General features: G+C 71.1%; 26 protein-coding genes. 9 read left to right on the forward strand and 17 right to left on the reverse strand.

Annotated features, from left to right (window positions below):
* Nucleotides 1-147: 147 nt before the first annotated feature.
* The 5 genes from ypfJ to ABD332_RS17440 all read left to right on the forward strand — a co-directional run bounded on the left by ypfJ (nt 148) and on the right by ABD332_RS17440 (nt 3,593).
* Nucleotides 148-1,098, forward strand: a complete 951-nt coding sequence (gene ypfJ / locus ABD332_RS17420) for a KPN_02809 family neutral zinc metallopeptidase (protein WP_344502979.1) — start codon at nt 148-150, stop codon at nt 1,096-1,098.
* Nucleotides 1,095-1,754 (forward strand): DNA alkylation repair protein, encoded by a 660-nt coding sequence (locus ABD332_RS17425; protein ID WP_344502980.1) that lies wholly within the window; start codon nt 1,095-1,097, stop codon nt 1,752-1,754. The genes ypfJ and ABD332_RS17425 overlap by 4 nt, the downstream gene beginning before the upstream one ends.
* Before the next feature lie 142 nt (nt 1,755-1,896).
* On the forward strand, nt 1,897-2,508 hold the full coding sequence (locus tag ABD332_RS17430; protein WP_344503245.1) for a LysE family transporter: 612 nt from the start codon (nt 1,897-1,899) through the stop codon (nt 2,506-2,508).
* A gap of 30 nt (nt 2,509-2,538) precedes the next feature.
* Nucleotides 2,539-3,036, forward strand: a complete 498-nt coding sequence (locus tag ABD332_RS17435) for an RNA polymerase sigma factor (RefSeq protein WP_344502981.1) — start codon at nt 2,539-2,541, stop codon at nt 3,034-3,036.
* Nucleotides 3,033-3,593, forward strand: a complete 561-nt coding sequence (locus ABD332_RS17440; protein WP_344502982.1) for a permease-like cell division protein FtsX — start codon at nt 3,033-3,035, stop codon at nt 3,591-3,593. The genes ABD332_RS17435 and ABD332_RS17440 overlap by 4 nt, the downstream gene beginning before the upstream one ends.
* Before the next feature lie 37 nt (nt 3,594-3,630).
* On the opposite strand, the gene ABD332_RS17445 is transcribed toward ABD332_RS17440, so the two are convergent.
* The 8 genes from ABD332_RS17445 to ABD332_RS17480 form a co-directional block, all read right to left on the reverse strand.
* A complete protein-coding gene (locus ABD332_RS17445) occupies nt 3,631-3,957 on the reverse strand; it encodes a metal-sulfur cluster assembly factor (protein ID WP_344502983.1) in 327 nt (108 codons plus the stop codon).
* Nucleotides 3,954-4,403: a Fe-S cluster assembly sulfur transfer protein SufU gene (gene sufU / locus ABD332_RS17450; protein ID WP_344502984.1), complete on the reverse strand. Its 450-nt coding sequence runs from the start codon at nt 4,401-4,403 to the stop codon at nt 3,954-3,956. The genes ABD332_RS17445 and sufU overlap by 4 nt, the downstream gene beginning before the upstream one ends.
* Nucleotides 4,400-5,647 (reverse strand): cysteine desulfurase, encoded by a 1,248-nt coding sequence (locus tag ABD332_RS17455; protein ID WP_344502985.1) that lies wholly within the window; start codon nt 5,645-5,647, stop codon nt 4,400-4,402. Before ABD332_RS17455 ends, sufU begins: the two co-directional genes overlap by 4 nt.
* 7 nt (nt 5,648-5,654) lie before the next feature.
* The gene (gene sufC / locus ABD332_RS17460) at nt 5,655-6,434 is read right to left on the reverse strand and encodes a Fe-S cluster assembly ATPase SufC (protein ID WP_344502986.1); all 780 of its coding nucleotides are present in this window, start codon (nt 6,432-6,434) and stop codon (nt 5,655-5,657) included.
* Nucleotides 6,431-6,757 (reverse strand): non-heme iron oxygenase ferredoxin subunit, encoded by a 327-nt coding sequence (locus ABD332_RS17465; protein ID WP_344502987.1) that lies wholly within the window; start codon nt 6,755-6,757, stop codon nt 6,431-6,433. Before ABD332_RS17465 ends, sufC begins: the two co-directional genes overlap by 4 nt.
* Nucleotides 6,754-7,902, reverse strand: coding sequence for a Fe-S cluster assembly protein SufD (gene sufD / locus ABD332_RS17470; protein WP_344502988.1), 1,149 nt, complete (start codon nt 7,900-7,902; stop codon nt 6,754-6,756). The genes ABD332_RS17465 and sufD overlap by 4 nt, the downstream gene beginning before the upstream one ends.
* An 82-nt stretch (nt 7,903-7,984) precedes the next feature.
* Nucleotides 7,985-9,391, reverse strand: a complete 1,407-nt coding sequence (gene sufB, locus ABD332_RS17475; RefSeq protein ID WP_344502990.1) for a Fe-S cluster assembly protein SufB — start codon at nt 9,389-9,391, stop codon at nt 7,985-7,987.
* On the reverse strand, nt 9,388-10,140 hold the full coding sequence (locus ABD332_RS17480; RefSeq protein ID WP_344502991.1) for a helix-turn-helix transcriptional regulator: 753 nt from the start codon (nt 10,138-10,140) through the stop codon (nt 9,388-9,390). Before ABD332_RS17480 ends, sufB begins: the two co-directional genes overlap by 4 nt.
* A 906-nt stretch (nt 10,141-11,046) precedes the next feature.
* On the opposite strand from ABD332_RS17480, the gene ABD332_RS17485 reads away from it, so the two are divergent.
* On the forward strand, nt 11,047-11,994 hold the full coding sequence (locus ABD332_RS17485; protein WP_344503246.1) for a COX15/CtaA family protein: 948 nt from the start codon (nt 11,047-11,049) through the stop codon (nt 11,992-11,994).
* 93 nt (nt 11,995-12,087) lie between these two features.
* Here ABD332_RS17485 and ABD332_RS17490 read toward each other — a convergent pair whose 3' ends face one another.
* From ABD332_RS17490 to ABD332_RS17500, 3 genes are all read right to left on the reverse strand, one after another.
* Nucleotides 12,088-12,621 carry a GNAT family N-acetyltransferase gene (locus tag ABD332_RS17490; RefSeq protein WP_344502992.1) on the reverse strand — a complete coding sequence of 178 codons (534 nt, stop codon included), beginning with the start codon at nt 12,619-12,621 and terminating at the stop codon, nt 12,088-12,090.
* Nucleotides 12,572-13,288, reverse strand: a complete 717-nt coding sequence (locus ABD332_RS17495; RefSeq protein WP_344502993.1) for a DUF4184 family protein — start codon at nt 13,286-13,288, stop codon at nt 12,572-12,574. Before ABD332_RS17495 ends, ABD332_RS17490 begins: the two co-directional genes overlap by 50 nt.
* Before the next feature lie 64 nt (nt 13,289-13,352).
* Nucleotides 13,353-13,718, reverse strand: coding sequence for a VOC family protein (locus ABD332_RS17500; protein WP_344502994.1), 366 nt, complete (start codon nt 13,716-13,718; stop codon nt 13,353-13,355).
* Nucleotides 13,719-13,806: 88 nt separating this feature from the next.
* Between ABD332_RS17500 and ABD332_RS17505 the strand changes: the two genes are divergently transcribed.
* Both ABD332_RS17505 and ABD332_RS17510 read left to right on the forward strand, forming a co-directional pair.
* The gene (locus ABD332_RS17505; RefSeq protein WP_344502995.1) at nt 13,807-14,121 is read left to right on the forward strand and encodes a hypothetical protein; all 315 of its coding nucleotides are present in this window, start codon (nt 13,807-13,809) and stop codon (nt 14,119-14,121) included.
* Nucleotides 14,122-14,331: 210 nt separating this feature from the next.
* Nucleotides 14,332-15,489, forward strand: a complete 1,158-nt coding sequence (locus tag ABD332_RS17510; protein WP_344503247.1) for a lyase family protein — start codon at nt 14,332-14,334, stop codon at nt 15,487-15,489.
* 620 nt (nt 15,490-16,109) lie between these two features.
* Here ABD332_RS17510 and ABD332_RS17515 read toward each other — a convergent pair.
* From ABD332_RS17515 to ABD332_RS17540, 6 genes are all read right to left on the reverse strand, one after another.
* Nucleotides 16,110-16,865, reverse strand: coding sequence for a TIGR03089 family protein (locus ABD332_RS17515; protein WP_344502996.1), 756 nt, complete (start codon nt 16,863-16,865; stop codon nt 16,110-16,112).
* Between the two features lie 256 nt (nt 16,866-17,121).
* Complete coding sequence (locus ABD332_RS17520; RefSeq protein WP_344502997.1) at nt 17,122-17,748, reverse strand: fibronectin type III domain-containing protein; 627 nt, start codon at nt 17,746-17,748, stop codon at nt 17,122-17,124.
* Nucleotides 17,749-17,779: 31 nt separating this feature from the next.
* Nucleotides 17,780-18,616: an undecaprenyl-diphosphate phosphatase gene (locus tag ABD332_RS17525; RefSeq protein WP_344502998.1), complete on the reverse strand. Its 837-nt coding sequence runs from the start codon at nt 18,614-18,616 to the stop codon at nt 17,780-17,782.
* Nucleotides 18,613-19,530, reverse strand: a complete 918-nt coding sequence (locus ABD332_RS17530) for an ATP-grasp domain-containing protein (RefSeq protein ID WP_425552234.1) — start codon at nt 19,528-19,530, stop codon at nt 18,613-18,615. The genes ABD332_RS17525 and ABD332_RS17530 overlap by 4 nt, the downstream gene beginning before the upstream one ends.
* Nucleotides 19,531-19,551: 21 nt before the next feature.
* Nucleotides 19,552-19,875, reverse strand: a complete 324-nt coding sequence (locus ABD332_RS17535) for a hypothetical protein (RefSeq protein ID WP_344502999.1) — start codon at nt 19,873-19,875, stop codon at nt 19,552-19,554.
* A 301-nt stretch (nt 19,876-20,176) separates the two neighbouring features.
* On the reverse strand, nt 20,177-21,163 hold the full coding sequence (locus ABD332_RS17540) for a heme o synthase (protein ID WP_344503000.1): 987 nt from the start codon (nt 21,161-21,163) through the stop codon (nt 20,177-20,179).
* Nucleotides 21,164-21,612: 449 nt separating this feature from the next.
* On the opposite strand from ABD332_RS17540, the gene tkt reads away from it, so the two are divergent.
* Entirely contained in the window at nt 21,613-23,754 is a 2,142-nt protein-coding gene (tkt, locus tag ABD332_RS17545) for a transketolase (protein ID WP_344503001.1), read from the forward strand.
* The last annotated feature ends 16 nt before the right edge of the window (nt 23,755-23,770 follow it).

The following is a 23,770-nucleotide window of genomic DNA, read 5'->3' on the forward strand; positions in this document are numbered from 1 at the left end:
GGTCACTCCCTCTGCGTACGAAGCGTGCGAGTCACCGGCATATCCTACCGTGCGCACGGCACCGCACCGCCACACGATTACGTCACAAGATCATCGGGTACCGACGCAGCAGACGCCGATCGATCCCCCCGTCTGAAGAGGTGTGCCATGGAGTTCAACGACGATGCTGATCTCGACAGCAGCCAGGTCAACGACCTGCGCGGGTCGACCAGTGGCGGCGGTGGTGGCGGTGGCGGCCTCGGCGGCATCCCGATCCCCCTCCCGGGTGGCGGCGGCGGGAAGATGGGCCTCATCATCACCCTGGTCGTCCTGGCGCTGGTGATCTGCGGCGGCGGTGGCCTCTTCGGCAGCGGCATGCTCGGCGGCGGGGGCGGCGGCAACCAGCAGGCCGACAACTCCGACATCGAGAAGCGCTGCGACAAGTCCAACAAGGACCGGTTCAACGACGCCGACTGCCGCAACCTGCTGTACGTCAACTCCGTCCAGGCGTACTGGAAGGCGGAGATGCCGCAGGCGTTCGGCAAGCAGTACCAGCAGGCGAAGACGAACTACTTCAACGGCGCCGTGAACACCGGCTGCGGCCAGGCCGACTCCGGCGTCGGGCCCTTCTACTGCCCGGCCGACAGCCAGGTCTACATCGACCTCACCTTCTACAAGGAGCTGTCGAGCCGCTTCGGCGCCAAGGGCGAGTTCGCCGCCCCGTACGTCATCGCCCACGAGTACGGCCACCACATCCAGAACCTGCTCGGCACCAACGCCAAGGTCCAGCAGGGTGACACCGGCCCCACCTCGGGCTCGGTGCGCCTGGAGCTGCAGGCCGACTGCTACGCCGGCACCTGGGCCTTCCACGCCACGGAGACCAAGGACAAGGAGGGCGACGCCGTGCTGTTCACCTCCATCACGCAGGCGGACATCAACGAGGCGATCGAGGCGGCCGAGGCGATCGGCGACGACACGATCCAGAAGAAGTCCGGCGGCGGCGTCAACCCGGACGGCTTCACCCACGGCACGTCCGCGCAGCGCAAGAAGTGGTTCACGCAGGGCTTCAACACCGGCGACCCGCGCCAGTGCGACACCTTCTCCACCAGCAACCTGTGACACTGGTCGAGCTGCGGCAGGTGTACCGGGGGCACGCCGCCCCCGGCACCGCCGCCGGGATGCGCGCCTACATGCGCGACCAGTTCGACTTCCTCGGCATCCCGTCGCCGGTACGACGGAAGCTGGACAAGCCGTTCCTGCGGACGGACGAGCCCCTGCGGCTGGCGCAGGAATGCTGGGCGCAGCCGGAGCGGGAGTTCCAGTACTTCGCCTGCGACCTGCTGACCAGGCACGCGAAGCACCTCACCGCGGCCGACCTGCCCGCCCTGCGCGCCCTCATCACGACCAGGCCCTGGTGGGACACGGTCGACCTGCTCGCCGCCAACGTCGTCGGGCCGGTCGTCCGCCACGACCAGACCCCGATGGACGCCTGGATCGAGGACGACGACCTGTGGGTGGTGCGGACCGCGATCCTGCACCAGTTGAAGTACCGCGAGGCGACCGACCCGCGACGGCTCTTCTCGTACAGCGGCCGATGGAAACACGAGCAGGACTTCTTCATCCGCAAGGCCATCGGCTGGGCACTGCGCGAGTATGCGAAGACCGACCCGGACGCGGTGCGCGCCTTCGTCGCGGCGAACCCGGACCTGTCCGGCCTGTCCAGGCGGGAAGCGCTGAAGAATATCGGTGGCGGCACCCCGGCACCGGCGCCATGATGCACGCCATGAGCCGACGCCTCCTGATCGCAGCCCCCGCCAGCTCCGGCGAACGGGCGAAGCGACAGACCGGCGCCCTGACGGAGGCGAGCCGCAAGCAGCAATCGTGACCGCGGGCCTCGGGGAGGTCGTCCTCTCCGGGATGCTCGCCGGCTACGGGGTCGCGGTGCCGGTCGGCGCGATCGGCGCCCTGATCGCCGGGCTCGCCGCCCGCACCGGCTGGCGGACCGGCGCCGGCGCCGCGATGGGGGTGGCCACCGCCGACGGGATCTACGCGGTGATCGCCGTCCTCGGCGGCGCGGCCCTCGCGGGGCTCATCGCGCCGATCTCCGCTCCCCTGCGTTGGGTCGCCGCTGTGGTACTGGTGGCGCTCGCCGTCAAGACCGCCGCCGACGCCCTGCGGCACCGCCACGAGGCCGCGCGCGCCGGGGATAACGGCAGGGACACGGACGGCAGGATGACCCGGCCGACCGGCGCGTACTTCGCGCTGCTCGGCCTGACCATGCTCAACCCGGCGACGATCGTCTACTTCGGCGCGCTCGTCCTCGGCCGCCGCGCCGACGACGGCCTGTCCGCGGCCGGCGAGACCGTCTGGGTCCTGTCGGCGTTCGTGGCGTCGGCGAGCTGGCAGCTGCTCATCGCCGGCGGCGGCACCCTGCTCGGCAAGGTCCTCACCGGCCCGCGCGGCAGGCTGTGGACCGCGCTGACGTCCAGCGCCGTGATCGCCGTCCTCGCCGTCGTTCTGGTCGTGTGACCTTTTGCCGCGCCCGCGCGTGATGTCGGCATGAGGGATGCCGAAGGGTTCGCCGAGTGCTACGCGCTGCAGTTCCGGCAGATCGCCGCCCAGCTGAGCGTGTACCTCGGCGACCTCGACGAGGCGCGGGACCTGACCCAGGAGGCGTTCGTGCGCGCCTGGCAGCGCTGGGACCGCATCAGCCGCTACGAGGAGCCCGCGACGTGGATCCGCCGCGTCGCGTGGAACCTCGCCACGTCGCGCCTGCGCCGCCTGCGGGTCGCGCTGCGACATCAACGCGGCGCCAGGCTCGAGCTGGTGCCCGGCCCGGACGAGCACGGCGGGCACGGTGTGGCGATCCGCGACGCGCTCGCGGCGCTGCCCGACGGCCAGCGCCGCGCCGTGGTCCTGCACTACCTGGTGGGGCTGCCGGTCGCGGAGATCGCCGAGCTGTGCCGGGTCCGTGAGGGCACGGTGCGCACCTGGCTGTACCGGGCCCGGCAGTCCCTCGCGGCCATGTTGGACGACTTCCGAGAGGCACGCCGATGAACCAGCAGCTGCACGACGCGCTCCGCGCCGAGTACGAGCTCGCCCACGACACGATCCGCCCCGACGGCGTCGCCGCCGTGCACACGGGCGCCGCCCGCAGGAGGCGCCGGCACATGGCCACCGGTGCCGCGATCCTGGCCCTGGCCGTCGCCGGCGCCGGGGCGGTCACGTGGCGCCTGCTGCCCGGCGACGGACCGGCGCAGATGGCCGCCGGGCCGGGCTGCGACCGGCCCGGCCACAACGTGGCGGTCTTCCTCAAGAGCGACGTCACCGAGGAGCAGACGCAGCAACTGGACCTGGCGCTGCGCAGCTCCCCCGAGGTCTACTGCCTGAGCTTCGAGACCAAGGAGCAGGCCTGGGAGCAGTTCAAGATCCATTTCAGCGACGCGCCGGACCTCGTCGCGGCGACCCGGGTCGACATGCTCCCCCAGGCGTTCCGCTTCCGGGTCGCCAAGGTGCGCGAGGCCGACGCGGTGGAGCAGCGGATCCACGGCCTCCAGGGCTACATGGACTACGTCTGCTCCTGCAGGACGGCCACGCCGACCAAGCCCCGCTGAACGCCCTTCGCTGAACGGCTTCTCGCTGAACGGCTCGTCAGACGTTGAAGCCCAAAGCGCGCAGCTGGTCGCGGCCCTCGTCGCTGATCTTGTCCGGCCCCCACGGCGGCAGCCACACCCAGTTGATCCGGATGTCGCTGACCAGGCCGCCGCCCGGGCCGCTGCACAGCGCCTGGCGGGTCTGGTCCTCGATGACGTCGGTCAGCGGGCACGCCGCGGACGTCAGCGTCATGTCGAGGGTCGCGACGTTGTCCTCGTCGACGTGGATGCCGTACACCAGGCCGAGGTCAACGACGTTGATCCCGAGCTCCGGGTCGACGACGTCCTTCATCGCCTCTTCGATGTCGGCGAGCACCGCGGTCATGCCTTCTCCTCACTCGGGACGGCTCGGCTGAGCGCGTCCTTGTACGCCATCCACGCCAGCAGGGCACACTTCACCCGGGCCGGGTACTTCGCCACGCCGGCGAACGCCACCGCGTCCTCCAGCACCGCCTCGTCGGGCTCGACCTGACCGCGGCCGCCCATCAGCTCCGTGAACGCCTCGTGCCGCCGCAGCGACTCCTGCACGGTGCCGCCCTTGAGCAGCTCGTGCAGGATGCTCGCGGACGCCTGGCTGATCGAGCAGCCGACGCCCTCGTACGACACGTCCGCGACGGTGTCGCCCTTGATCGACACGCGCAGGGTCACCTCGTCGCCGCAGGTCGGGTTGACGTGGTGGGCCTCGGCGTCGAACGGCTCGCGCAGGCCACGGCCGTGCGGCCGCTTGTAGTGATCCAGGATGATCTCCTGGTAGAGCTGGTCCAGCTTCATGCGAAGACCTTCCGCACCCGCTCCAGGCCGCGGACCAGCGCATCGATCTCGTTGGTCGTGGTGTACAGGTAGAACGACGCCCTCGTGGTCGCCGGCACCCCGAAGCGCACGCAGGTCGGGCGGGCGCAGTGATGCCCGACCCGGACCTGCACGCCCTCGTCGTCCAGGATCTGCCCGACGTCGTGCGGGTGGACACCGTCGACGGTGAAGGAGATCGTCGCGCCACGGCCTTCCGTAGTGGTCGGGCCGATGATCCGCACGTCCGGCGTCGCGGTCAGGGCGTCGAGGGCATACGCGGTGAGCTGCTTCTCGTACGCCTGGATCGCGTCCATGCCGACGGCGCTGAGATAGTCGACGGCCGCGCCCAGACCCACGGCCTCCGCGATCGGCGGCGTGCCGGCCTCGAAGCGGGCGGGTGGCGGCATGAACGTCGAGCCGGTCATCGCGACCGTCTCGATCATCGAACCGCCGCCCAGGAACGGCGGCATGGCGTCGAGCAGCTCGAACCGGCCCCACAGCCCGCCGATGCCGGTCGGCCCGAGCATCTTGTGGCCGGTGAACGCGACGAAGTCGGCGCCGAGCGCGGTCACGTCGACGGGGATGTGCGGCACCGACTGGGAGCCGTCGAGCAGCACCAGCGCGCCGACCTGCCGGGCCCGGGCGACGAGGACGTCGACGGGGTTGATCGTGCCGAGGATGTTGGAGTAGTGCACCACCGAGACGAGCTTCGTGCGCTCGTTGACGATCTCGTCGATCGCCGACAGGTCGAGCCTGCCCTCGTCGGTGAGCCCGAACCAGCGCAGCGTCGCGCCGGTGCGCTGCGCGAGCAGCTGCCACGGCACGATGTTGGAGTGGTGCTCCATCTCGGTGATGACGATCTCGTCGCCGGGCCCGATCCGCAGCCGCGGGTCGTCGGCGACCGCCGTGAAGGCGTGCGCGACGAGGTTGATCGCCTCGGTCGAGTTCTTCGTGAAGACGATCTCGGCGGCGGTGCCGGCGCCGACGAACGCGGCGACCTTCTCGCGGGCGCCCTCGAACGCCTCGGTGGCCTCGGTGCCGAGCGTGTGCACGGACCGGGCGACGTTGGCGTTGTGCAGCTCATAGTGCTCCCGGACCGCGTCGATCACCTGGCGAGGCTTCTGCGACGTGTTCCCGGAGTCGAGGTAGACGAGAGGCTTGCCGTTGACCTCCCGATCGAGGATCGGGAAGTCCTTCCGTACGGCGTCGACATCCAGCGCGTTCATGATTCCCCTAAGCGTGGTGCGTCGCCGGTCCCGCACCGGCCAGGTAGCGCTCGTAGCCTTCGGCCTCGAGCTGCTCGGCGAGCTCCGGCCCGCCCTCTTCGACGATCCGCCCGCCGACGAACACGTGCACGAAGTCGGGCTTGATGTAGCGCAGGATCCGCGTGTAGTGCGTGATGAGCAGCAGCCCGGTGTCGCCGCTCTCGCGGACCCGGTTGACGCCCTCGCTGACGATGCGCAGGGCGTCGATGTCGAGGCCGGAGTCGGTCTCGTCGAGCACCGCGATCTTCGGCTTGAGCAGCTCCAGCTGCATGATCTCGTGCCGCTTCTTCTCACCGCCGGAGAAGCCCTCGTTGACGTTGCGCTGCGCGAACGCCGGGTCCATCTGCAGCTTCTCCATGGCGCCGCGCAGCTCGCCGGCCCAGGTGCGCAGCTTCGGAGCCTCACCGTCGATCGCGGTCTTCGCGGTCCGCAGGAAGTTGGCGACCGACACGCCGGGGACCTCGACCGGGTACTGCATCGCCAGGAACAGGCCGGCGCGGGCCCGCTCGTCGACGGTCATCGCCAGCACGTCCTGGCCGTCGAGGGTCACCGAACCGCCGGTGACCTCGTACCGCGGATGACCGGCGATCGAGTACGCCAGGGTCGACTTGCCCGAGCCGTTGGGGCCCATGATGGCGTGGGTCTCCCCCGCCCCGACGGTCAGATCGACCCCGGCGAGGATCGGCTTCAGCTCGCCGTCAGGCAGCTTCACCGACACCTGCAGGTTGCTGATCTCCAGCGTGCTCACTTCGTCACTCCGTTACTGGGATTCAAGTCGATGTAGACGTCGCCGTCGCGGATCTCGACGGGGTAGACCGGGACCGGCTCGGTCGCCGGAAGGCCGGTCGGCTCGCCGGTGCGCAGGTCGAAGCGCGAGCCGTGCAGCCAGCACTCCAGGGTGCAGCCCTCGACCTCGCCCTCCGACAGCGCGACCGCGGCGTGCGAGCACTCGTCGTAGACGGCGTAGAAGTTGTCGTCGTCGGCGTGGACGAGCGCGATCTCGGTCCCTTCGACCTCGACCTGCCGCACCGTCCCCTTGCCCACCTCGGCCGCCGCGCACACTCGGATCACGTGCCGGCCGCCTCGAGTCGTGCGTCGATGGCCTCGCCCAGCCGGTCGCGCAGCGACTCGACCGGGATCTTGTGCAGCAGCTCCGCGAAGAAGCCGCGGACCACGAGCTTGCGCGCCTGCTCGTCCGGGATGCCCCGGGACATCAGGTAGAACAGCTGCTCGTCGTCGAACCGGCCGGTGGCGCTGGCGTGGCCCGCGCCGGCGACCTCGCCGGTCTCGATCTCCAGGTTGGGCACCGAGTCGGCGCGCGCCCCGTCGGTCAGCACCAGGTTGCGGTTGATCTCGTACGTGTCGGTGCCGGTCGCCTCGGCCCGGATCAGCACGTCGCCGACCCATACCGTGTGCGCCTCCTGACCCTGCAGCGCGCCGCGGTACGCGACGTAGCTGCGGCAGTCAGGGACCGAGTGGTCGACGAGCAGCCGGTGCTCCATGTGCTGCCCGGCGTCGGCGAAGTAGAGCCCGAACGCGTCGATCTCGCCGCCGCGACCGGTGTAGTCGACGCTGGTGTACTGCCGGACCAGGTCGCCGCCGAGCGTGACCTGGACGTGCGTGACCTTCGCGTCCCGGCCGAGCCGGAAACGGATGTGCTGCGCCTGGACGGCGTCGGCGTCCCAGTCGGTGACCGTGACCAGCGTGAGCCGGGCCGCGTCGCCGACGAGCACCTCGACGTTGTCGGCGAGCGTGACCGAGCCGACCTGCTCCAGCACGACGGTCGCCTCGGCGAGCCGGCCGACCTCGACGACGGTGTGGCCGAACGCGACCTCGGTGCTCGAGCCGACGAGCCGCACCACGGCGGCGGTCTCCGGCACGGCGTTCGCCGCCACCGACACCAGCAGCGCCTCGGTGGCGCCGCCGGCCGCGAGCGCGCTGATCCGGTCGAACGGGGTCAGCGCCGCTCCGACCCGCGGGTCGGAGCGGTCGACGGTCGCGACAGTCACGCCCTCGGGCAGGTCACCGATCTCGACCTTCGGCGCCGGTGCCTGTGTGGGCTCGCCGCCTTCGGCGGTCGCCAGGCCACGCAGACGCTTGAGCGGGGTGAACCGCCACTCCTCCTCCCGCCCCGTGAGGGCGGGGAAGTCGGCGACGTCGAACGAGCGGACCTGCTGCGCGCGGGTCTTCGGCGGTACCAGTACGGGTGCGCTCATTCCGCCGCCTCCGCTGCGCTCCGGCGTCGGCCTGAGCCAAAACTGACACACGATGAGCGGCCCGAGCCGCTTCGCTGGCCGCTCATCCGACCGCGCCCTCCATCTGCAGCTCGATGAGCCGGTTGAGCTCCAACGCATACTCCATGGGCAGTTCCTTGGCGATCGGCTCGATGAAGCCACGCACGATCATCGCCATCGCCTCGTCCTCGGTGAGGCCGCGCGACATCAGGTAGAACAGCTGGTCGTCGCTGATCTTCGAGACCGTCGCCTCGTGCCCCATCGACACGTCGTCCTCGCGGATGTCGACGTACGGGTACGTGTCCGAACGGGAGACCGTGTCGACGAGCAGCGCGTCACACTTCACCGTCGACCGGGAGTGGTGCGAGCCCTCCAGGACCTGCACGAGACCGCGGTAGCTCGTCCGGCCGCCGCCACGGGCGATCGACTTCGACACGATGGTGCTCGACGTGTGCGGCGCGGCGTGCACCATCTTGGCGCCCGCGTCCTGGTGCTGCCCCTCGCCGGCCATCGCGACCGACAGGACCTCACCCTTGGCGTGCTCGCCCAGCATGTACACCGCCGGGTACTTCATCGTGACCTTCGAGCCGAGGTTGCCGTCGATCCACTCCATGGTCGCGCCCTCGTGGCACACGGCCCGCTTGGTGACCAGGTTGTAGACGTTGGTCGACCAGTTCTGGATCGTGGTGTACCGGCAGCGGGCGCCCTTCTTCACGACGATCTCCACCACCGCGGAGTGCAGCGAGTCCGACGAGTAGATCGGCGCGGTGCAGCCCTCGACGTAGTGGACGTACGCGTCCTCGTCGACGATGATCAGCGTCCGCTCGAACTGGCCCATGTTCTCGGTGTTGATCCGGAAGTACGCCTGCAGCGGGATCTCCACCTTCACGCCCTTGGGCACGTAGATGAAGCTGCCGCCGGACCACACCGACGTGTTGAGCGAGGCGAACTTGTTGTCGCCGACCGGGATCACGGTGCCGAAGTACTCCTTGAACACGTCCTCGTGCTCACGCAGCGCGGTGTCCGTGTCGAGGAAGATGACGCCCTGCTCCTCGAGATCCTCGCGGATCTTGTGGTAGACGACCTCCGACTCGTACTGCGCTGCGACACCGGCGACGAGGCGCTGCTTCTCCGCCTCGGGGATGCCGAGCTTGTCGTAGGTGCTCTTGATGTCGTCGGGAAGGTCTTCCCAGCTCGCCGCCTGCTTCTCGGTCGAGCGGACGAAATACTTGATGTTGTCGAAGTCGATGTGCGACAGGTCCGCGCCCCAGGCCGGCATCGGCTTGCGGTCGAACAGGCGCAGGCCCTTCAGGCGCAGGTCGAGCATCCACTGCGGCTCGCTCTTCTTCGCCGAGATGTCGCGCACGACGTCCTCGTTGAGGCCGCGGCGTGCCGCGGCACCGGCGCTGTCCGAGTCGGCCCAGCCGTACTCGTACCGGCCGAGACCGGCAAGCTGATCGGCGGTGGTCATCTCACGTTCCTTTGCCTATTTTGCCGAATTTGACGGGCATTATCGGATCTGGCACCGGGGACTGGCGCCGGGATGTGCGTGGTGCAGACACCATCACCGTTGGCGATGGTCGCGAGCCGCTGGACATGGGTCCCCACCAGGCGGGAGATGACCTGGGTCTCGGCCTCGCACAGCTGCGAGAACTCGGCGGCGACGTGCGCCACCGGGCAGTGATGCTGGCACAGCTGGCCACCCGTGGCGATGGTGGTCGCGCCGGCGGCGTAGCCCTCCGCGGTCAGCGCCTTGGCGAGCGCCTCGGCGCGGGCGAGCGGGTCGTCGCCGGCCTCGGCCATGGCGGCCTTGCAGCGCTCCTCGAGCCCTGCGACCTGCGCCATGGCGAACGCGGCGACCGCGGCCTCGCCGTGGTGCTCGGCAATCCATCGCAGCGCGGACGCGGCGAGGTCGTCATAGGTGTGCGGCAGCGCCTCACGCGCCGCCGCGGTCAGCGTGAACACCCGCGCCGGCCGCCCGCGCCCGCGACGCCCGCGGTCCGGCCGCTCCCGGCTCTCCACCAGGCCTTCGGCCAGCATCGCGTCGAGGTGCCGACGGATCCCGGCCGCGCTCAGCCCGAGGGCGAGCCCCAGCTCGGTCGCCGTCGCCGACCCCTGCTGCAGCAGCAACTCCGTGACCCGGTCACGGGTGCGCACGTCGAGCGGCGGGCACGCGTCAGCGACGGCAGACCTCTGCTGCGCCACCTCCGCGTTTTTCACAACACCAACGTTACGTAATTCGCCTGACGCAGGCAAACCGCCCTACGGGTGATCCAACGCACGGAAGGTAAGGCTCCCCTTAGCTGAACTTCCGGCTATCGAGCAGGCCTTATAACGGTTCGTAGCGGAGCGACCATACTTATCGCTGTCCGATTAGGAGGGCGGGAGTACGGTTGCTTTGAAAGCGGAGCGGCCACCGACACCGGCCCGTGACGCCTTTCGTGAAGCGCGACCCCGACCCGGCGCCACCACCACCAACTTCCTCGCCGTCGCCACCACCCGCACACCCGCGCGCGGTAGCAAGATCACGCTCGGACACGGCACCGCTGGGCTGGGAAAACCCTCCGACCCGGACCCGTTGAGCAGCCCGACCAGCGGGGACGGGCGGCAGCGGCGGACCGGGACTGGGAGTGGCGGCACGCGGGACGACGGGACCAGCACGTGAACGGGGACGAGCACGCCAACGGCCCAGACCAGCACTCAGGCGACCGGACGAGCACGCGGGCGGAACCAGCACGTGTCCGGCGAGACGGGCGCATGGACGGGACCAGCACTTGGGCGGCGGGACGAGCGTGGACGGCCAGACAAGCACGCCGACAGCTGGGCCGGCTGCGGAGGGTCGCAGACGGTGGCGGCAGGCTCGGTGGCGGCAGGCTCGGTGGCGGCAGGCTCGGTGGCGTCGGGACGGACGGCGACGGGGCGTCGGTGTCGGTGGTGGCGAGACGGTGACGGGGCGTCCTCGGTGGCGTCGGGACGGACGGTGACGGGGCGTCGGCGGTGGCGGGACGGCGACCGGGGCGTCGGTGATGGGGCGCCGCCGGCGGGGCGGAAGTGGCGGGCAGAGGTGTGGGCGGACCGCGGCGGGGGTGATATGTAGCCGCGCGTAGTATCGGCCGGGTGTTGGGGATGGTGTTGTCGCTGCTCGATCGGCCGGTGGTGCTGCGACGGGCGGCGCTCGCGTCGCTGGTGGCGAATATCGGGATCGTGTGCACGGGCGGGCTGGTCCGGCTGACCGGGTCGGGGCTCGGCTGCCCGACGTGGCCGCGGTGCACCGAGGAGTCGTACGTGACGACCCAGGCGATGGGGCATCACGGGATCATCGAGTTCGGCAACCGGACGCTGACGTTCGTGCTCGGGCTCATCGCCGTCGTCGCGCTCGCGGCGGCGTGGCGGCAGCGGCAGCGGGTGCCGGGGCTGCTCGCCGCAGGGGTGTGGATGATGGCGGGGATCGCGTTCCAGGGGGTGCTGGGCGGGATCACCGTGCGGATGGCGCTCAACCCGTGGACGGTGATGGCGCACTTCCTGGCGTCGATGCTGTTGATCGCGCTGGCGTACGTGTTCTGGCACCGCACGCGTGACGTGCCGCCGCGGTGGACCGCGCCGCGGGCGATCAGGAGCGCCGGGATCGTGATCACGGCGGTTTCGGCGGTGGTGCTGGTGCTCGGGACGGTCGTGACGGGCAGCGGGCCGCACTCCGGCGACACGAAGGCGGCGCGGACCGGGTTCGACCCCGCGACAGTGTCGCAATTGCACGGGGATGCGGTTTTTGTCCTGGTCGGGCTCACGATCGCGCTGTGGTTCGGCCTGCGCGCGCTGGGGGCGCCGCTGCGGGTCACTCGGGCCGCCGCCCTGCTGCTCGCCGTCGAGCTGGGGCAGGGAATCGTTGGGTTTGTCCAATATTTTACGGGATTGCCCTGGCCGGTCGTTTTGCTCCACATGCTGGGCGCCTGCCTGGTCTGGACGGCGACGCTGGGGTTGCTGCTGGCGGTGTCACCCGGTCGCGCTCCGGCCGGCGGCGCGGCCGCCGAGGATCAGCTGGTCCTCGACGCACAGCCCGACGCGAGCACCGCGTAAACGCCTGCGCCGCCCACCCGGCGGCCAGCACCGCGTAAGCGGCAGCACCATGTGAAGGGCGGCACCGCGCAAAGGGCAGCACCGTGTGAAGGGCTACGCCTGCCACTCGGCGGCGAGGACGGCGTACAGCAGGTCGTCGGTCCACTCGCCCTTCCAGTAGCTGGCCCGCACGAGCAGCCCCTCCCGGCGGAAACCGAGCCGCTCCAGCAACCGGGCCGACCGCTCGTTGCGGGCGTCCAGCACCGCATGCACGCGGTGCAGGCCCTCCTCGACGAGGAGGTGCCGGACGACCCGCCCGACCGCCTCGGTGGCGTAGCCCTGGCCCTGGAACGCGGGCGCGAACGTGAAGCCGATCTCCGCCTGCCGGCCGCCGTCGCCGCGGTTGACGCCCACGTCGCCGAGGAGCAGGCCGTTGTCGCGGCCCTCGACGGCGTACTGGAACCAGCCTTCCCGCTCGGGGTCCAGGCGTGCGGTCTCCGCGACGAAGGCGAGGGCGTCGCCGAGCGGATAGGGCGCGTCCCAGGACTGGTACCGGGCCACGTCCGGGTCCGAACGGTAGGCGGCGAGGGCGGCGGCGTCACCGCTGTGGAAGCGCCGCAGCAGCAACCGGTCTGTCTCCAGGAGCACGCACGAAGTGTAGTGCCAGACAGGCCGTGAGCAGAGCGATCACCGCCGATACGATCAGCCGGACGACGAAGACGTGCGGGCCGCCGTAGTGCAGGTTGCCGACGACGAACGCGCAGGCCGCGAACGTTTCGACGGCGCACGACCAGAACAGCCACGGTCGCCGCGCCACGACCGGTGCGGCCCCGTGCCATTCCCTGACCAGATGGCGGCGTTGGACGTACCAGATGAACAGCGGCAGCAGGAGCAGCGCGGCGTAGTCGCTGACGTCGCGCACCAGGCGCCACGACGCGATGACCTCGGGCTGCGGGTGGGTGACCAGGTCCCACAGCAGGTGGCTGGCGTCGCCGAGCAGCGCCGAGGTCGCGGTGACCCACCACCGGTGCCTGACCCGCCCCAGCACGCCGAGCTCCGGCAGCGACCCGGGAAGGTGCGCCGCGACGACGGGGGCGCCGAGGCGGATCAGCCACGCTGTGAACACGGTGACGGGCAGCCCCCACCAGAAGGCGGCGGCGACCGTGTGGCTGCGGATGGTGACGGCGTCGCCGAGCGCGTACGCGATGTCGGGTGCGGTGGCGCCGACGGCGAGCGCGACGCCGTCGAACCAGCGCGGCCGCCACAGCTTCAGGGGCAGGACCGCCAAGGGGTGGGTCGGCAGGGTCGATGGCACACCGCCGACCCTGCCGCACCGGCGCCCGGATCCGGTGGGCCTGCACCGCAGTTCCACACGATCTTCACGACTGTGGACGGGTCATGCAGAACTCGTTGCCCGCCGGGTCCTGCAGGACCGCCCAGCCCGTGCCGTCGGGTTCGCGGCGGTCGTCGGCGAGGGTCGCGCCGAGCGCGAGCAGCCGGTCGATCTCGGCGTCGCGGTCCCGGTCGCCGGGCCGGAGGCACACGTGCACGCGGTTCTTCAGCGTTTTCGGCTCTGGTACCGCCTGGAAGTACCACCTCGGTCCGTCCTCCGGCTCGATGACGACCTCGGCGTCGCCCGGCGAGCAGCCGGGGTGGACGGGGTGGCCGATGACGTCAGCCCAGAAGGTCGCGAGCGCGTACGGGTCGGCGCAGTCGAAAGCAACGTTGCGGAGAAATGACACCATCCGCAAGACCTTAGCCCCATCTATTGCCGGGCTGTAAATTCATCTGCACTTTCTTTGTACAGGGATCTCCCTGTGTAACGATTCTGCAATGGGGCAACCAGAACCGCTCATCATGCAGATCTACTGCCGCCTGGAAGTCGCGGTCAACGACCCCGACGTGATCGCCAAACTGGCCGGTCAGCAGCTTCGCGAGGCCGATATCGACTGGTCACGCAAGGAAGAGGACCTCGAAGAGGCGGTCCACCAACTCGAGTCAGACTTGCAAGAGGCATTGGCATGCGTCGTTGAGCAGCAGCGCATGACAGAGCATCTGCCCGGGGTGGAGCCGCGCGGCGGGCTGGTGTTCACGACGTTCGGCAAGCCCGACGACCGCTTCCGTCCAGGGTTCACCGACTTCCTTTAGAGCGTCCGCCCCCGGTCCGCGATCCGGGGGCCGGATGCGGGTGTGGCCGGCACGGAGGCCGGTGAAGCGTGCCGCGGCCCGGGTGGTGCGCCGGCGAGATCTGCCCGCCGACACGACCCGGGCCCCGCACGGGCGCACCGGCCGCGTTGCGAAAGCTCACGATGTAGGTCTGCGCCCCCGGCCTGCTCGATAGAGTCCACCAAGGTGAGCATGAAACCGTCCTCCTCCGCCCTGTTCGACGGCGTCCTGGCCCGCGGCGAGGTCGCGACCGCCGTCGGCGACGACGCGTGGCTGACCGCGATGCTGCAGGTGGAGGCGGCGCTCGCCCAGGTGCAGGCGTTCAGCGGGCTCATCCCCCAGGCCGACGCCGACGCGATCGCCGGCTGCGCCCGGCCCGAGCACTTCGACGCCGCCGACCTCGGTGCCCGCGCCGCCGCCAGCGGCAACCCCGTCGTGCCGCTGGTCGAGCGGTTGCGGGCGCTCGCCGGTCCCGCCGGGCCGTCCGTGCACCTCGGCGCCACCAGCCAGGACATCCTCGACACCGCCGGCATGCTCGTCGCCGCGCAGGCGCTGCGGCCGCTGCTCGCCGACCTCGCCGCCTGCGCCGACCAGGCCGCCCGCCTCGCCCGCGAGCACCGCGACACCCGCATGATCGGCCGTACGCTGCTGCGCCAGGCCGTGCCGACCACGTTCGGCCTGAAGGCCGCCGGCTGGCTCACCGGCCTCGACGCCGCCCGCCGCCGGCTCGAACAGGTGCGGCGGGAGCGCCTCGCGGTGCAGTTCGGCGGCGCGGCCGGGACCCTCGCCCCGTTCGGCGACGACGGGCCGGACGTCGTCGAGTCCCTCGCCACGCTCCTCGGCCTCGCCGAGCCCGTCGTGCCCTGGCACACCGAACGCACCCGCGTCGCCGAGCTCGCCGGCGCTCTCGGCGGCGCCGCCGGGACCGTCGCGAAGATCGCCCGCGACCTGACGCTGATGGCGCAGGACGAGGTCGACGAAGCCTCCGTCGCCGCCGGCCCGTCGGCGGCGCCGCATGATCGCAAGCCGGTCGCCGCCGTCTGCGCCCTCGGCAGCGCCGCGTCCGCGCCGGGCCTCGTCGCCGACCTCCTCGCCGCGATGGCCCACGAGCACGAACGCGCCGCCGGCGCCTGGCACGCCGAGTGGCGCCCCCTGCGCGAGCTGCTCGTCTGCACCGGCTCGGCCGCGTCGTGGCTGCGTGCGGCCCTGGAGCGGCTCCTCGTGCACCCCGACGTCATGCGCGCCAACCTGGCCCGCGCCACCACCGCGTCCGGGACGGCCGACGATGCCGCCGACGCCGCCGGTGTACTGGTGGACCGCGCCCTCCAGGCACACACGAAGTCCCCTTAGCGGTTTCCCGCCCGCCGCCCACACGACCCGCCACACCGCGCCGCGCCCCTCGGATAGACGGTGCGCGATCCACCCCCAATTCAGAGATCATCTTGTAGGTTGATCGCGCACCGTCGATGACGCAAAAGCCACATTCAGGGGCATTGACCAACGTCTGTCGCGGGAGCCGGAAGGCGCCCGGCGCACGGCTACGGAATGCGACGCGCAACTACGGGATGCGGCGCAGCTACGGACGCGGCGCAGCTACGGACGCGGCGCAGCTACGGACGCGGCGCAGCTACGGACGCGGCGCAGCTACGGACGCGGCGCAGCTACGGACGCGGCGCAGCTACGGACGCGGCGCGCAGCCGCGATCATCCCAGCCGGCTCTGTCGCGGAGGGTCGGAAGGCGTCCGACGCGCGGCTACGGGACGCGGCGCGCAGCTACCCGGGATTCGACGCGTGGCTGCCGGGATGCAGCACGCGGCTACGGGATGCGGCTACGGGATGCAGCGCGGCTACCGGGATGCGGCGCGCAGGGGCGATCCCCGTCGGCGCGGTCTGCGCGGCCGTGCGCCGCGGCGCGGTGGGGTGCAGCGGGTGCGGGTGAGAAGGGCGCCGCCGCGAAGCGGTGCAGGGAATTACAGCGTGCCGAAGACGCGGGTGGCGGACTCGGCGGCGGTGATGGTGGAGAGGTGGGACGGGCCGGGGCAGAGGATGATCGAGGCGCCGACCGACAGCGGGGCGAGGAGCCACTTCACCGGGTGCTCGTGCTCGCTGGTGTCGACGACGACGCGGTCGCCGGGGCGGAGGTCCTGCCGGTCGGCGAGCTCGCGGGCGATGCTGCCCCACTGGCCGTACGTGGTGCCGTCGCCGCTCGCCGCGGCGCCCGGGCGGATCAGGGCCGGGGCCGGGGTGGACGCCGGGTACGCGGCGACGGCGGCGTCGAAGTCGCGGTAGCCGAGGACGTCGCGCGGGTCCCCACTGGCCGGGCCGGCCGCTGGGGTGCCGAAGACGAAGCGGTGCGGGGCGTCGGGGACGGACTCCAGCCAGGAGCCGAGCCGGTCGCGGGCGGCGAACACCACGTCGAACGGCACGCCCGCGTCGGGGCCCACGTCGGGCAGGCCGGCGGTCGCGGCCAGGTGGAAGGAGACCGTGACGCCGAGGGACCAGGCGCCCAGCAGGGCGGCCGCGGTGCGCCAGTGCGGCGGGAGCAGGGCGGCGGCGCGGCTGCCGGGGCCCAGCCCGCAGTCGTGCAGCAGGCCTGCGGTGCGGGCGGCCCAGCCGCCGAGCTGCGCAGCGGTGAGAGCGGTGCGCCGGCCGTCGGCCTCGTAGTGGACGAGCAGCGGCACGTCGGCGCCGGCAACGCCCGCCGGCGGGAGCAGCTCGGGAAGCACAGAGACACCATAGCCCCGGCCCGAGCACGGTGCCGGCCTCGAAGCGGCCGCATTCCGCGAGAGGCCGCAGGGCTACCGGAGCCCTGCGAGGCCACGGGAGCGGTGGCCACCGGATGCGGCGCGCATGCGCCGCTTGCCCTGCCTCGCGCCTCGGCGCGGGCAGTGCGCCGCGGAGCGGCGCATTGGGGTGCGGGTGAGAATCCCCGCCGGGACCCGCTGCGGCACCGGTGGGGCGGAAGCACAGCGGTGGGGGGAATCACAGCATGGTGACGGCCTCGGATCGGGCCACCTCGGGGGCGGTCGGTGGGAGGGACTCGTACTTCTTCAGGACGGCGTGGACGACGAAGACGTACGGGGTCTGCGAGATCAGGCCCGTGACCGTGGTCGTGACCCGTGTGCAGCCTTTGCCGGGCGGGACGGTCTGCCAGGTCCAGCCGGGCTGCGGGCCGATGAGCAGCTCCTGGGACATGGCGGTCAGCTGGTAGGAGACGATGGACGGGTCGCCGATGTTCCACCAGCTGACGGTGGCGGAGGCGGTCCCGGGGACCACGTCGACGCCGTTGATGACGCCGGGGCGCACGACGCCGGTGCAGTCGGTCGGGCTCATGCTCGGGGTCGGGTAGCTGCGGCTGACCTTGGGCAGTGGCGAGATCGACGCGAGGGGGCCGCGGACGGGGGCGCCGGTGGTCAGGCCGGCCGACGGGTTGACCGCGTCGCCCTTCGAGTAGACGGTCTTCTGCGGCAGGTCCAGCACCTTGCCGCCCTGCTTCTTGTTGGTGTTGCCGGCGCCGGTACCGCCGAGGCCGGGCAGCACGGAGCAGCCGGCCACTCCGGAGAGCAGTGCCGAGGCCAGGACAAGAGCCGCGCCGAGCCGCCGTTTCACAAGGTGTTCATCGGCGGCCCGGGCGGGAAGCTTAGGTCGCCTCGATCGTGCCGGTGCCGACGAGGACGAGCAGGAGGACGCCGAGCACGACGCGGTACACGATGAAGATGGTGTACGTGTGCCGCGCCACGAACTTCAGCAGCCATGCGACGGCCAGGTAGCCGACGGCGCCGCTGACGAGGGTCGCGGTGATCGTGGCGGGCCAGCCGACGCCGTTGGCGATGTTGTCGTGCTCGTCGGCGATCTGCAGGGCGCCGGCGGCGAGCAGCGCGGGGATGGACAGGAAGAACGACAGCCGGGTGACGGTGACCCGGTCGAAGTCGCGCAGCAGGCCCGCGGACATCGTCGCGCCGGAGCGGGAGACGCCGGGGATGAGGGCGAGGGCCTGCGCGGTGCCGATGATGAGCGTGTCCTTCCACGTGACGTCGGTCTCGTGGCGTTGCTGGGTGGCGGCGCGGTCGGCGAACCACATGACGCCGGAGAACGCGATGAGCGCGCCGCCGACGAACCAGAGGCTGCGCAGGGTCGTCTCGACCTGGTCCTTGAAGAGCAGGCCGACGATCCCGACCGGGATGGAGCCGAGGATCACCGACCAGCCGAAGCGGTAGTCGAGGTTGTCGCGCCGGGTCTTGTCGAACAGGCCGCGGAGGAACGCGGGGACGATCCGGGCGATGTCGTGCCGCAGGTAGATGGCGGTCGCGAGGACGGCGCCGGTCTGGATGATCGCGGTGAACGCGGTGATGTCGGGGTCGTCGATCGAGTAGCCGAGGAGCTTCTCCAGGATCGTGAGGTGGCCGGTGCTGGAGATCGGCAGGAACTCGGTCAGTCCTTCGACGAAGCCGAGGAGGATCGCTTCGAAGATGTTCACGAGCGGCCGGTCAGACGCTCGGCGATGGCCCGGGCGAGCCGGTCGGGGGCGCCTTCGGCGGTGGTCAGGAACAGCGACGGCTCGGTGAGCTCGACCTCGATGACGACCGGGTCGCCGGACGGGGTCGGCAGCAGGTCGACGCGGGCGTAGAGCAGGCCGGTCCGGTCGAAGGGCAGCGCCGCGAGGACCCGTTCGGCGAGGTCGCGTTCCGCCGGTGACGGTGTCCTCGGGGTGATGGACTCCTCCTGGTACAGCGTCTCGACGCCCTCGTCGGGGCCGGTGAGGATGGGGCCCTTGCGGATCGCGTGGCTGTAGGCGCCGGCGATGAACAGCAGGGCGGTCTCCCCGGCGGTGTCGACGTCGGCGAGGTACGGCTGGATCATGACGAGCCGTCCGGCGTCGTGCAGGCGCCGCACGTGCGCGGCGGCGAGGTCGGCCTGCTCGGGCAGCCGGTAGCGGCCGGTGTCGACGCTGCCGACGCTGACGGCAGGCTTCACCACGATCTCGGCGGCGGCCGTTCCGGCGATGTCGTCGAGCCCGATCGGGTCGCCGGGGTCGAGCCACCGCGTCGGGACGATGGGGATGCCTTTGTCGTGGAGTTCGCGGAGGTACCGCTTGTCGGTGTTCCACGCGATGACGTCGGCCGGGTTGGCGAGGCGGGGCACGGACGCGGCCCACGCGGTGAACTCCGCCCGCCGGGCCGGGTAGTCCCAGGTGTTGCGCACGACGGCGAGGTCGTAGGACGGCCAGTCGACGGCCGGGTCGTCCCAGACGGTGGGGACGGCGGTGACGCCGGCGGCGGCGAGGGCCGGGACGAGGCTCTGGTCGTCCTCGTCGAGGTCGGGCAGTTTGGCGCAGGTAACGAGAGCGACCCGGGCACCGGCCCGGGTCGCGGAATATGACTGTTCGATGATCACGGAGCGAAGATACCGACCCTAGCGGGAAAGGACACGCCGCCCCATGGAGCGCCAGAGGTCGTTGCTGGGCCGCATCTGCTCGAGCAGCTCGCGCTCCCAGGCATTCTCGATCTTGACTCCGGCCTGCGCGCAGGCGGAGCGCGCGATGTCGGTGCCTTCCGCCATCTGGTCGCCCCAGACGCCGTCCTCCCCGACGAGCACGATGCGAGCACCGCGCCGGCCGACGTACTCGATGACTGCCTTGGCGCCGCCGTGGTCGTCCGCGAAGGACTTGATGCCGGAGATCAGGCTGCCCGGCACCGGGCGGCTCAGGGTCATCGTCGTATCGGAACCATCTGCCATGACGGCCACACTAAAGGGGTAACCCGCCGCTCGGGAGTGAACTGACGGTCTGATGTGATCGTAGTTACTGACAGGTTTAGTTCACCAGGCGTTCGTTTTGCCCCGACAGAACCAGCTAAAAGCGGATATTCAGGCGCCCAGATCCGGGGGCAAACGAGAGACATGCATCACGTCACGACCCCTGGGGCGCGTTGTGCCAAAAATTCGGGCGTTTCCGGGTCAAGACACGTTCAAGCTCGACATTTGGCGGCGCCTCCGGGGTCCCCCGGATGGTATCGATACGGCACCGGCGGCAACCAGATCACTGGATGAAGACGTCTACTCCGACCGCCACGCACAACAGCGTGAGATACGTGACCGACCAGTGGAACAGCCGCATCGGCTTCAGCGGCTCGCCGCGGCGGGCCCGGCCGTCGAGGCGGTGCGCCTCCAGCAGCAGCAGCGCGCCGACGACGACCGCGACGACGCCGTAGACGGGCGTCATCCCGAACGGCCACAGCGCCACCGACGCGGCCACGGTCAGCCAGCTGTAGATGACCGTCTCCAGCCCGACGCGCCGCATGCTCGCCACGACGGGCAGCATCGGGATGCCGGCGCGGGCGTAGTCGTCCTTGAACTTGATGGCGAGCGCGTAGAAGTGCGGCGGCTGCCACAGGAAGACCACGGCGAACATGACCCAGGCCGGCCAGGCCAGGCCGCCGGTGACCGCGGCCCAGCCGATCAGCACCGGCGCCGCGCCGCACGCGCCGCCCCACACCGTGTTCTGCGGCGTGGTGCGCTTCAGCCACATCGTGTAGACGAGGTCGTAGTAGGCGATCGCGCCGACGGTCAGCAGCGTGGCGAGCAGGTTGGTGAACGTCGCCATCAGCACCGTGGACAGCGCGGCCAGGATCAGCCCGAAGATCAGCACGGCCCGCGGGGTGATGCTGTGCGTGGCGAGCGGGCGGCGTGACGTGCGCTTCATCAGCGGGTCGATGTCGCGGTCGATGTAGCAGTTCAGCGCGTTGGCCGCGCCGGCCGCCAGGGAACCGCCGACCAGCACCACGGCGATCAGCCACAGCGACGGCAGGCCGCGCTCCGCGAGGAGCATTGCCGGGACCGTCGTGATGAGCAGCAGCTCGACGATGCGCGGCTTCGTCAGTGATACGTATGCCTTGACCACGGCGCCGAAGCCGGCGCGGCGGCCGGCCGCCTGCTGCTGCTGTGCCCGGGCCAGTGCCGCTGCCGTCGTGGGGCGGACCGGCTCGGACGCGCTCTGGGAGACCGCACGGTCGACGAGCTGCGTCACGTCTGGATTGCCACCTTCCCGGCATCGGCCGCACCTGGGACCGCCTGCCTTGGGGCCGCGGCCGGATGACGGCGCGTGGCGGCAGGGCGAGACCGAGGGTCCCGCCGAGACCGGCGGGCACTCGCATCCTAGAACAGGATCAACGCAGGCCAGAGCGGGACCCCACCACATCGGCGGACGCCTCCGTCGCGGCGGCCGCCTGTACCGTCGCAGCAAAAGTTTCGCGCAGGGCTGAATCGATCCAGGTTTGGCGCCGGTTCCGCGCATCCGCGCAGTCGCGTGCCGGTGCAGGTCGCGGTGGGCATCGACTACCGTTGCCGCAGGCAGTGTCGCCGATGTCCGAAACATGGTCGACTGCGCGTGGGCCTACCCATTCGTGGGTAGGGTCGTTCTGAAAGAGCCCCCGCAACACGCTGACAAAACCCTCGTTCGACAGGAGCAGCACAGCCGTGAGCGCTGAAGAGGTCAAGGGTCCCGAGCTTTCCTGGTCCGACGTCGACCGTCGGGCGGTCGACACGGTGCGGGTCCTCGCCATGGACGCCGTCGAGAAGGCCGGCAACGGCCACCCCGGCACCGCGATGAGCCTGGCACCCGCGGCCTACATGCTGTTCCAGAAGGTCATGCGGCACGACCCGACCGACCCCAACTGGCTCGGCCGCGACCGCTTCGTGCTCTCCTGCGGGCATTCGAGCCTGACGCTGTACATCCAGCTGTACCTCGCCGGCTACGGTCTGAGCCTCGACGACCTCCGGTCGCTGCGGCAGTGGGGTTCGCTGACCCCGGGCCACCCCGAGCACGGGCACACCGCCGGTGTGGAGACCACCACCGGCCCGCTCGGCCAGGGCCTCGGCAACGCCGTCGGCATGGCGATGGCGGCCCGCCGCGAGCGCGGCCTCTTCGACCCCGAGCCGGCGACCGGCGACAGCCTGTTCGACCACCACGTCTACGTGCTGTGCTCCGACGGCGACATCGAAGAGGGCGTCACGCACGAGGCCAGCGCGCTCGCCGGCCACCAGAAGCTCGGCAACCTCGTCGTCATCTACGACGACAACGAGATCTCGATCGAGGACGACACCAAGGTCGCCAAGAGCGAGGACGTCGCCGCTCGGTACGAGGCGTATGGCTTCCACGTGCAGACCGTCGACTGGCGTGCCGGTCACGACGCCGGCGACGGTGTCTACGCCGAAGACGTGCAGGCGCTGTGGGACGCGATCCAGGCCGCGAAGGCCGAGACGGGCCGCCCGTCGTTCATCGCGCTGCGCACCATCATCGGCTGGCCCGCCCCGAAGAAGCAGAACACCGGCAAGATCCACGGCTCGGCGCTCGGCGCCGACGAGGTCGCGGCGACCAAGCAGGTCCTGGGCTTCGACCCGGCGCTGACGTTCGAGGTGGCCGACGACGTCCTCGCGCACGCCCGCGGCGCCATCGAGCGCGGCCGCGAGCTGCACTCCGAGTGGGACAAGGGCTTCGAGGCGTGGCGGGAGTCCGCCGGTGAGCGCGCCGAGCTGCTCGACCGCCTCTTCGCCGGCCAGCTGCCCGAGGGCTGGGAGAAGTCGCTGCCGGAGTTCCCGGCCAGCGAGAAGGGCATGGCGACCCGCAAGGCGTCCGGCGAGGTGCTCGGCGCGCTCGCCCCGGTGCTGCCCGAGCTGTGGGGCGGCTCCGCCGACCTCGCTGAGAGCAACAACACCACGATGGAGGGCGAGCCGTCCTTCGTGCCCGCCGAGTTCGCCACGAAGGCGTTCCCCGGCAACGAGTACGGCCGCACGCTGCACTTCGGCATCCGCGAGCACGGCATGGGCTCGATCCTCAACGGCATCAAGCTGCACGGCCCGACCCGGCCCTACGGCGGCACGTTCCTCGTCTTCTCCGACTACATGCGGCCCGCGGTGCGCCTCGCGGCCATCATGAAGCTCCCGGTCGTGTACGTGTGGACGCACGACTCGATCGGCCTCGGCGAGGACGGCCCGACGCACCAGCCGGTCGAGCACCTGACGGCGCTGCGCGCGATCCCCGGCCTGGCCGTGGTCCGCCCCGCCGACGCCAACGAGACCGCGTGGGCGTGGCGCCGGGCCCTTGAGGTCACCGACCACCCGGTCGCGCTGGCCCTCAGCCGGCAGAACCTGCCGACCCTGGACCGCGACGAGTACGCGCCGGCCGAGGGCACCGCCAAGGGCGGCTACATCCTCAAGGACGCCTCTGACGGCCAGCCGCAGGTGATCATCGTGGCCACCGGCTCCGAGGTGCAGCTCGCCGTCGCTGCGCAGCGCCGGCTCGAGGCGGAGGGCACCCCGACCCGCGTCGTGTCGATGCCCTGCCAGGAGTGGTTCATGGAGCAGGACCTGGCGTACCGCCAGCAGGTCCTGCCGAGCGGGGTCAAGGCGCGGGTCAGCGTCGAGGCCGGCATCGCCATGTCGTGGCAGCACATCATCGGCGACCACGGCGTGGCCGTGAGCATCGAGCACTACGGCGCGAGCGCCCCGCACACGGTGCTCTTCGAGCAGTTCGGCTTCACCACCGACAAGGTCGTCGCGGCCGCGCACGCCTCGCTCGCCAAGGTCGGCGAGATCACCGGCACCACCACGGGCAACTGAGACATCGGCATCTGAG

The organism is Dactylosporangium maewongense (assembly GCF_039531485.1).
Taxonomy (GTDB): domain Bacteria; phylum Actinomycetota; class Actinomycetes; order Mycobacteriales; family Micromonosporaceae; genus Dactylosporangium; species Dactylosporangium maewongense.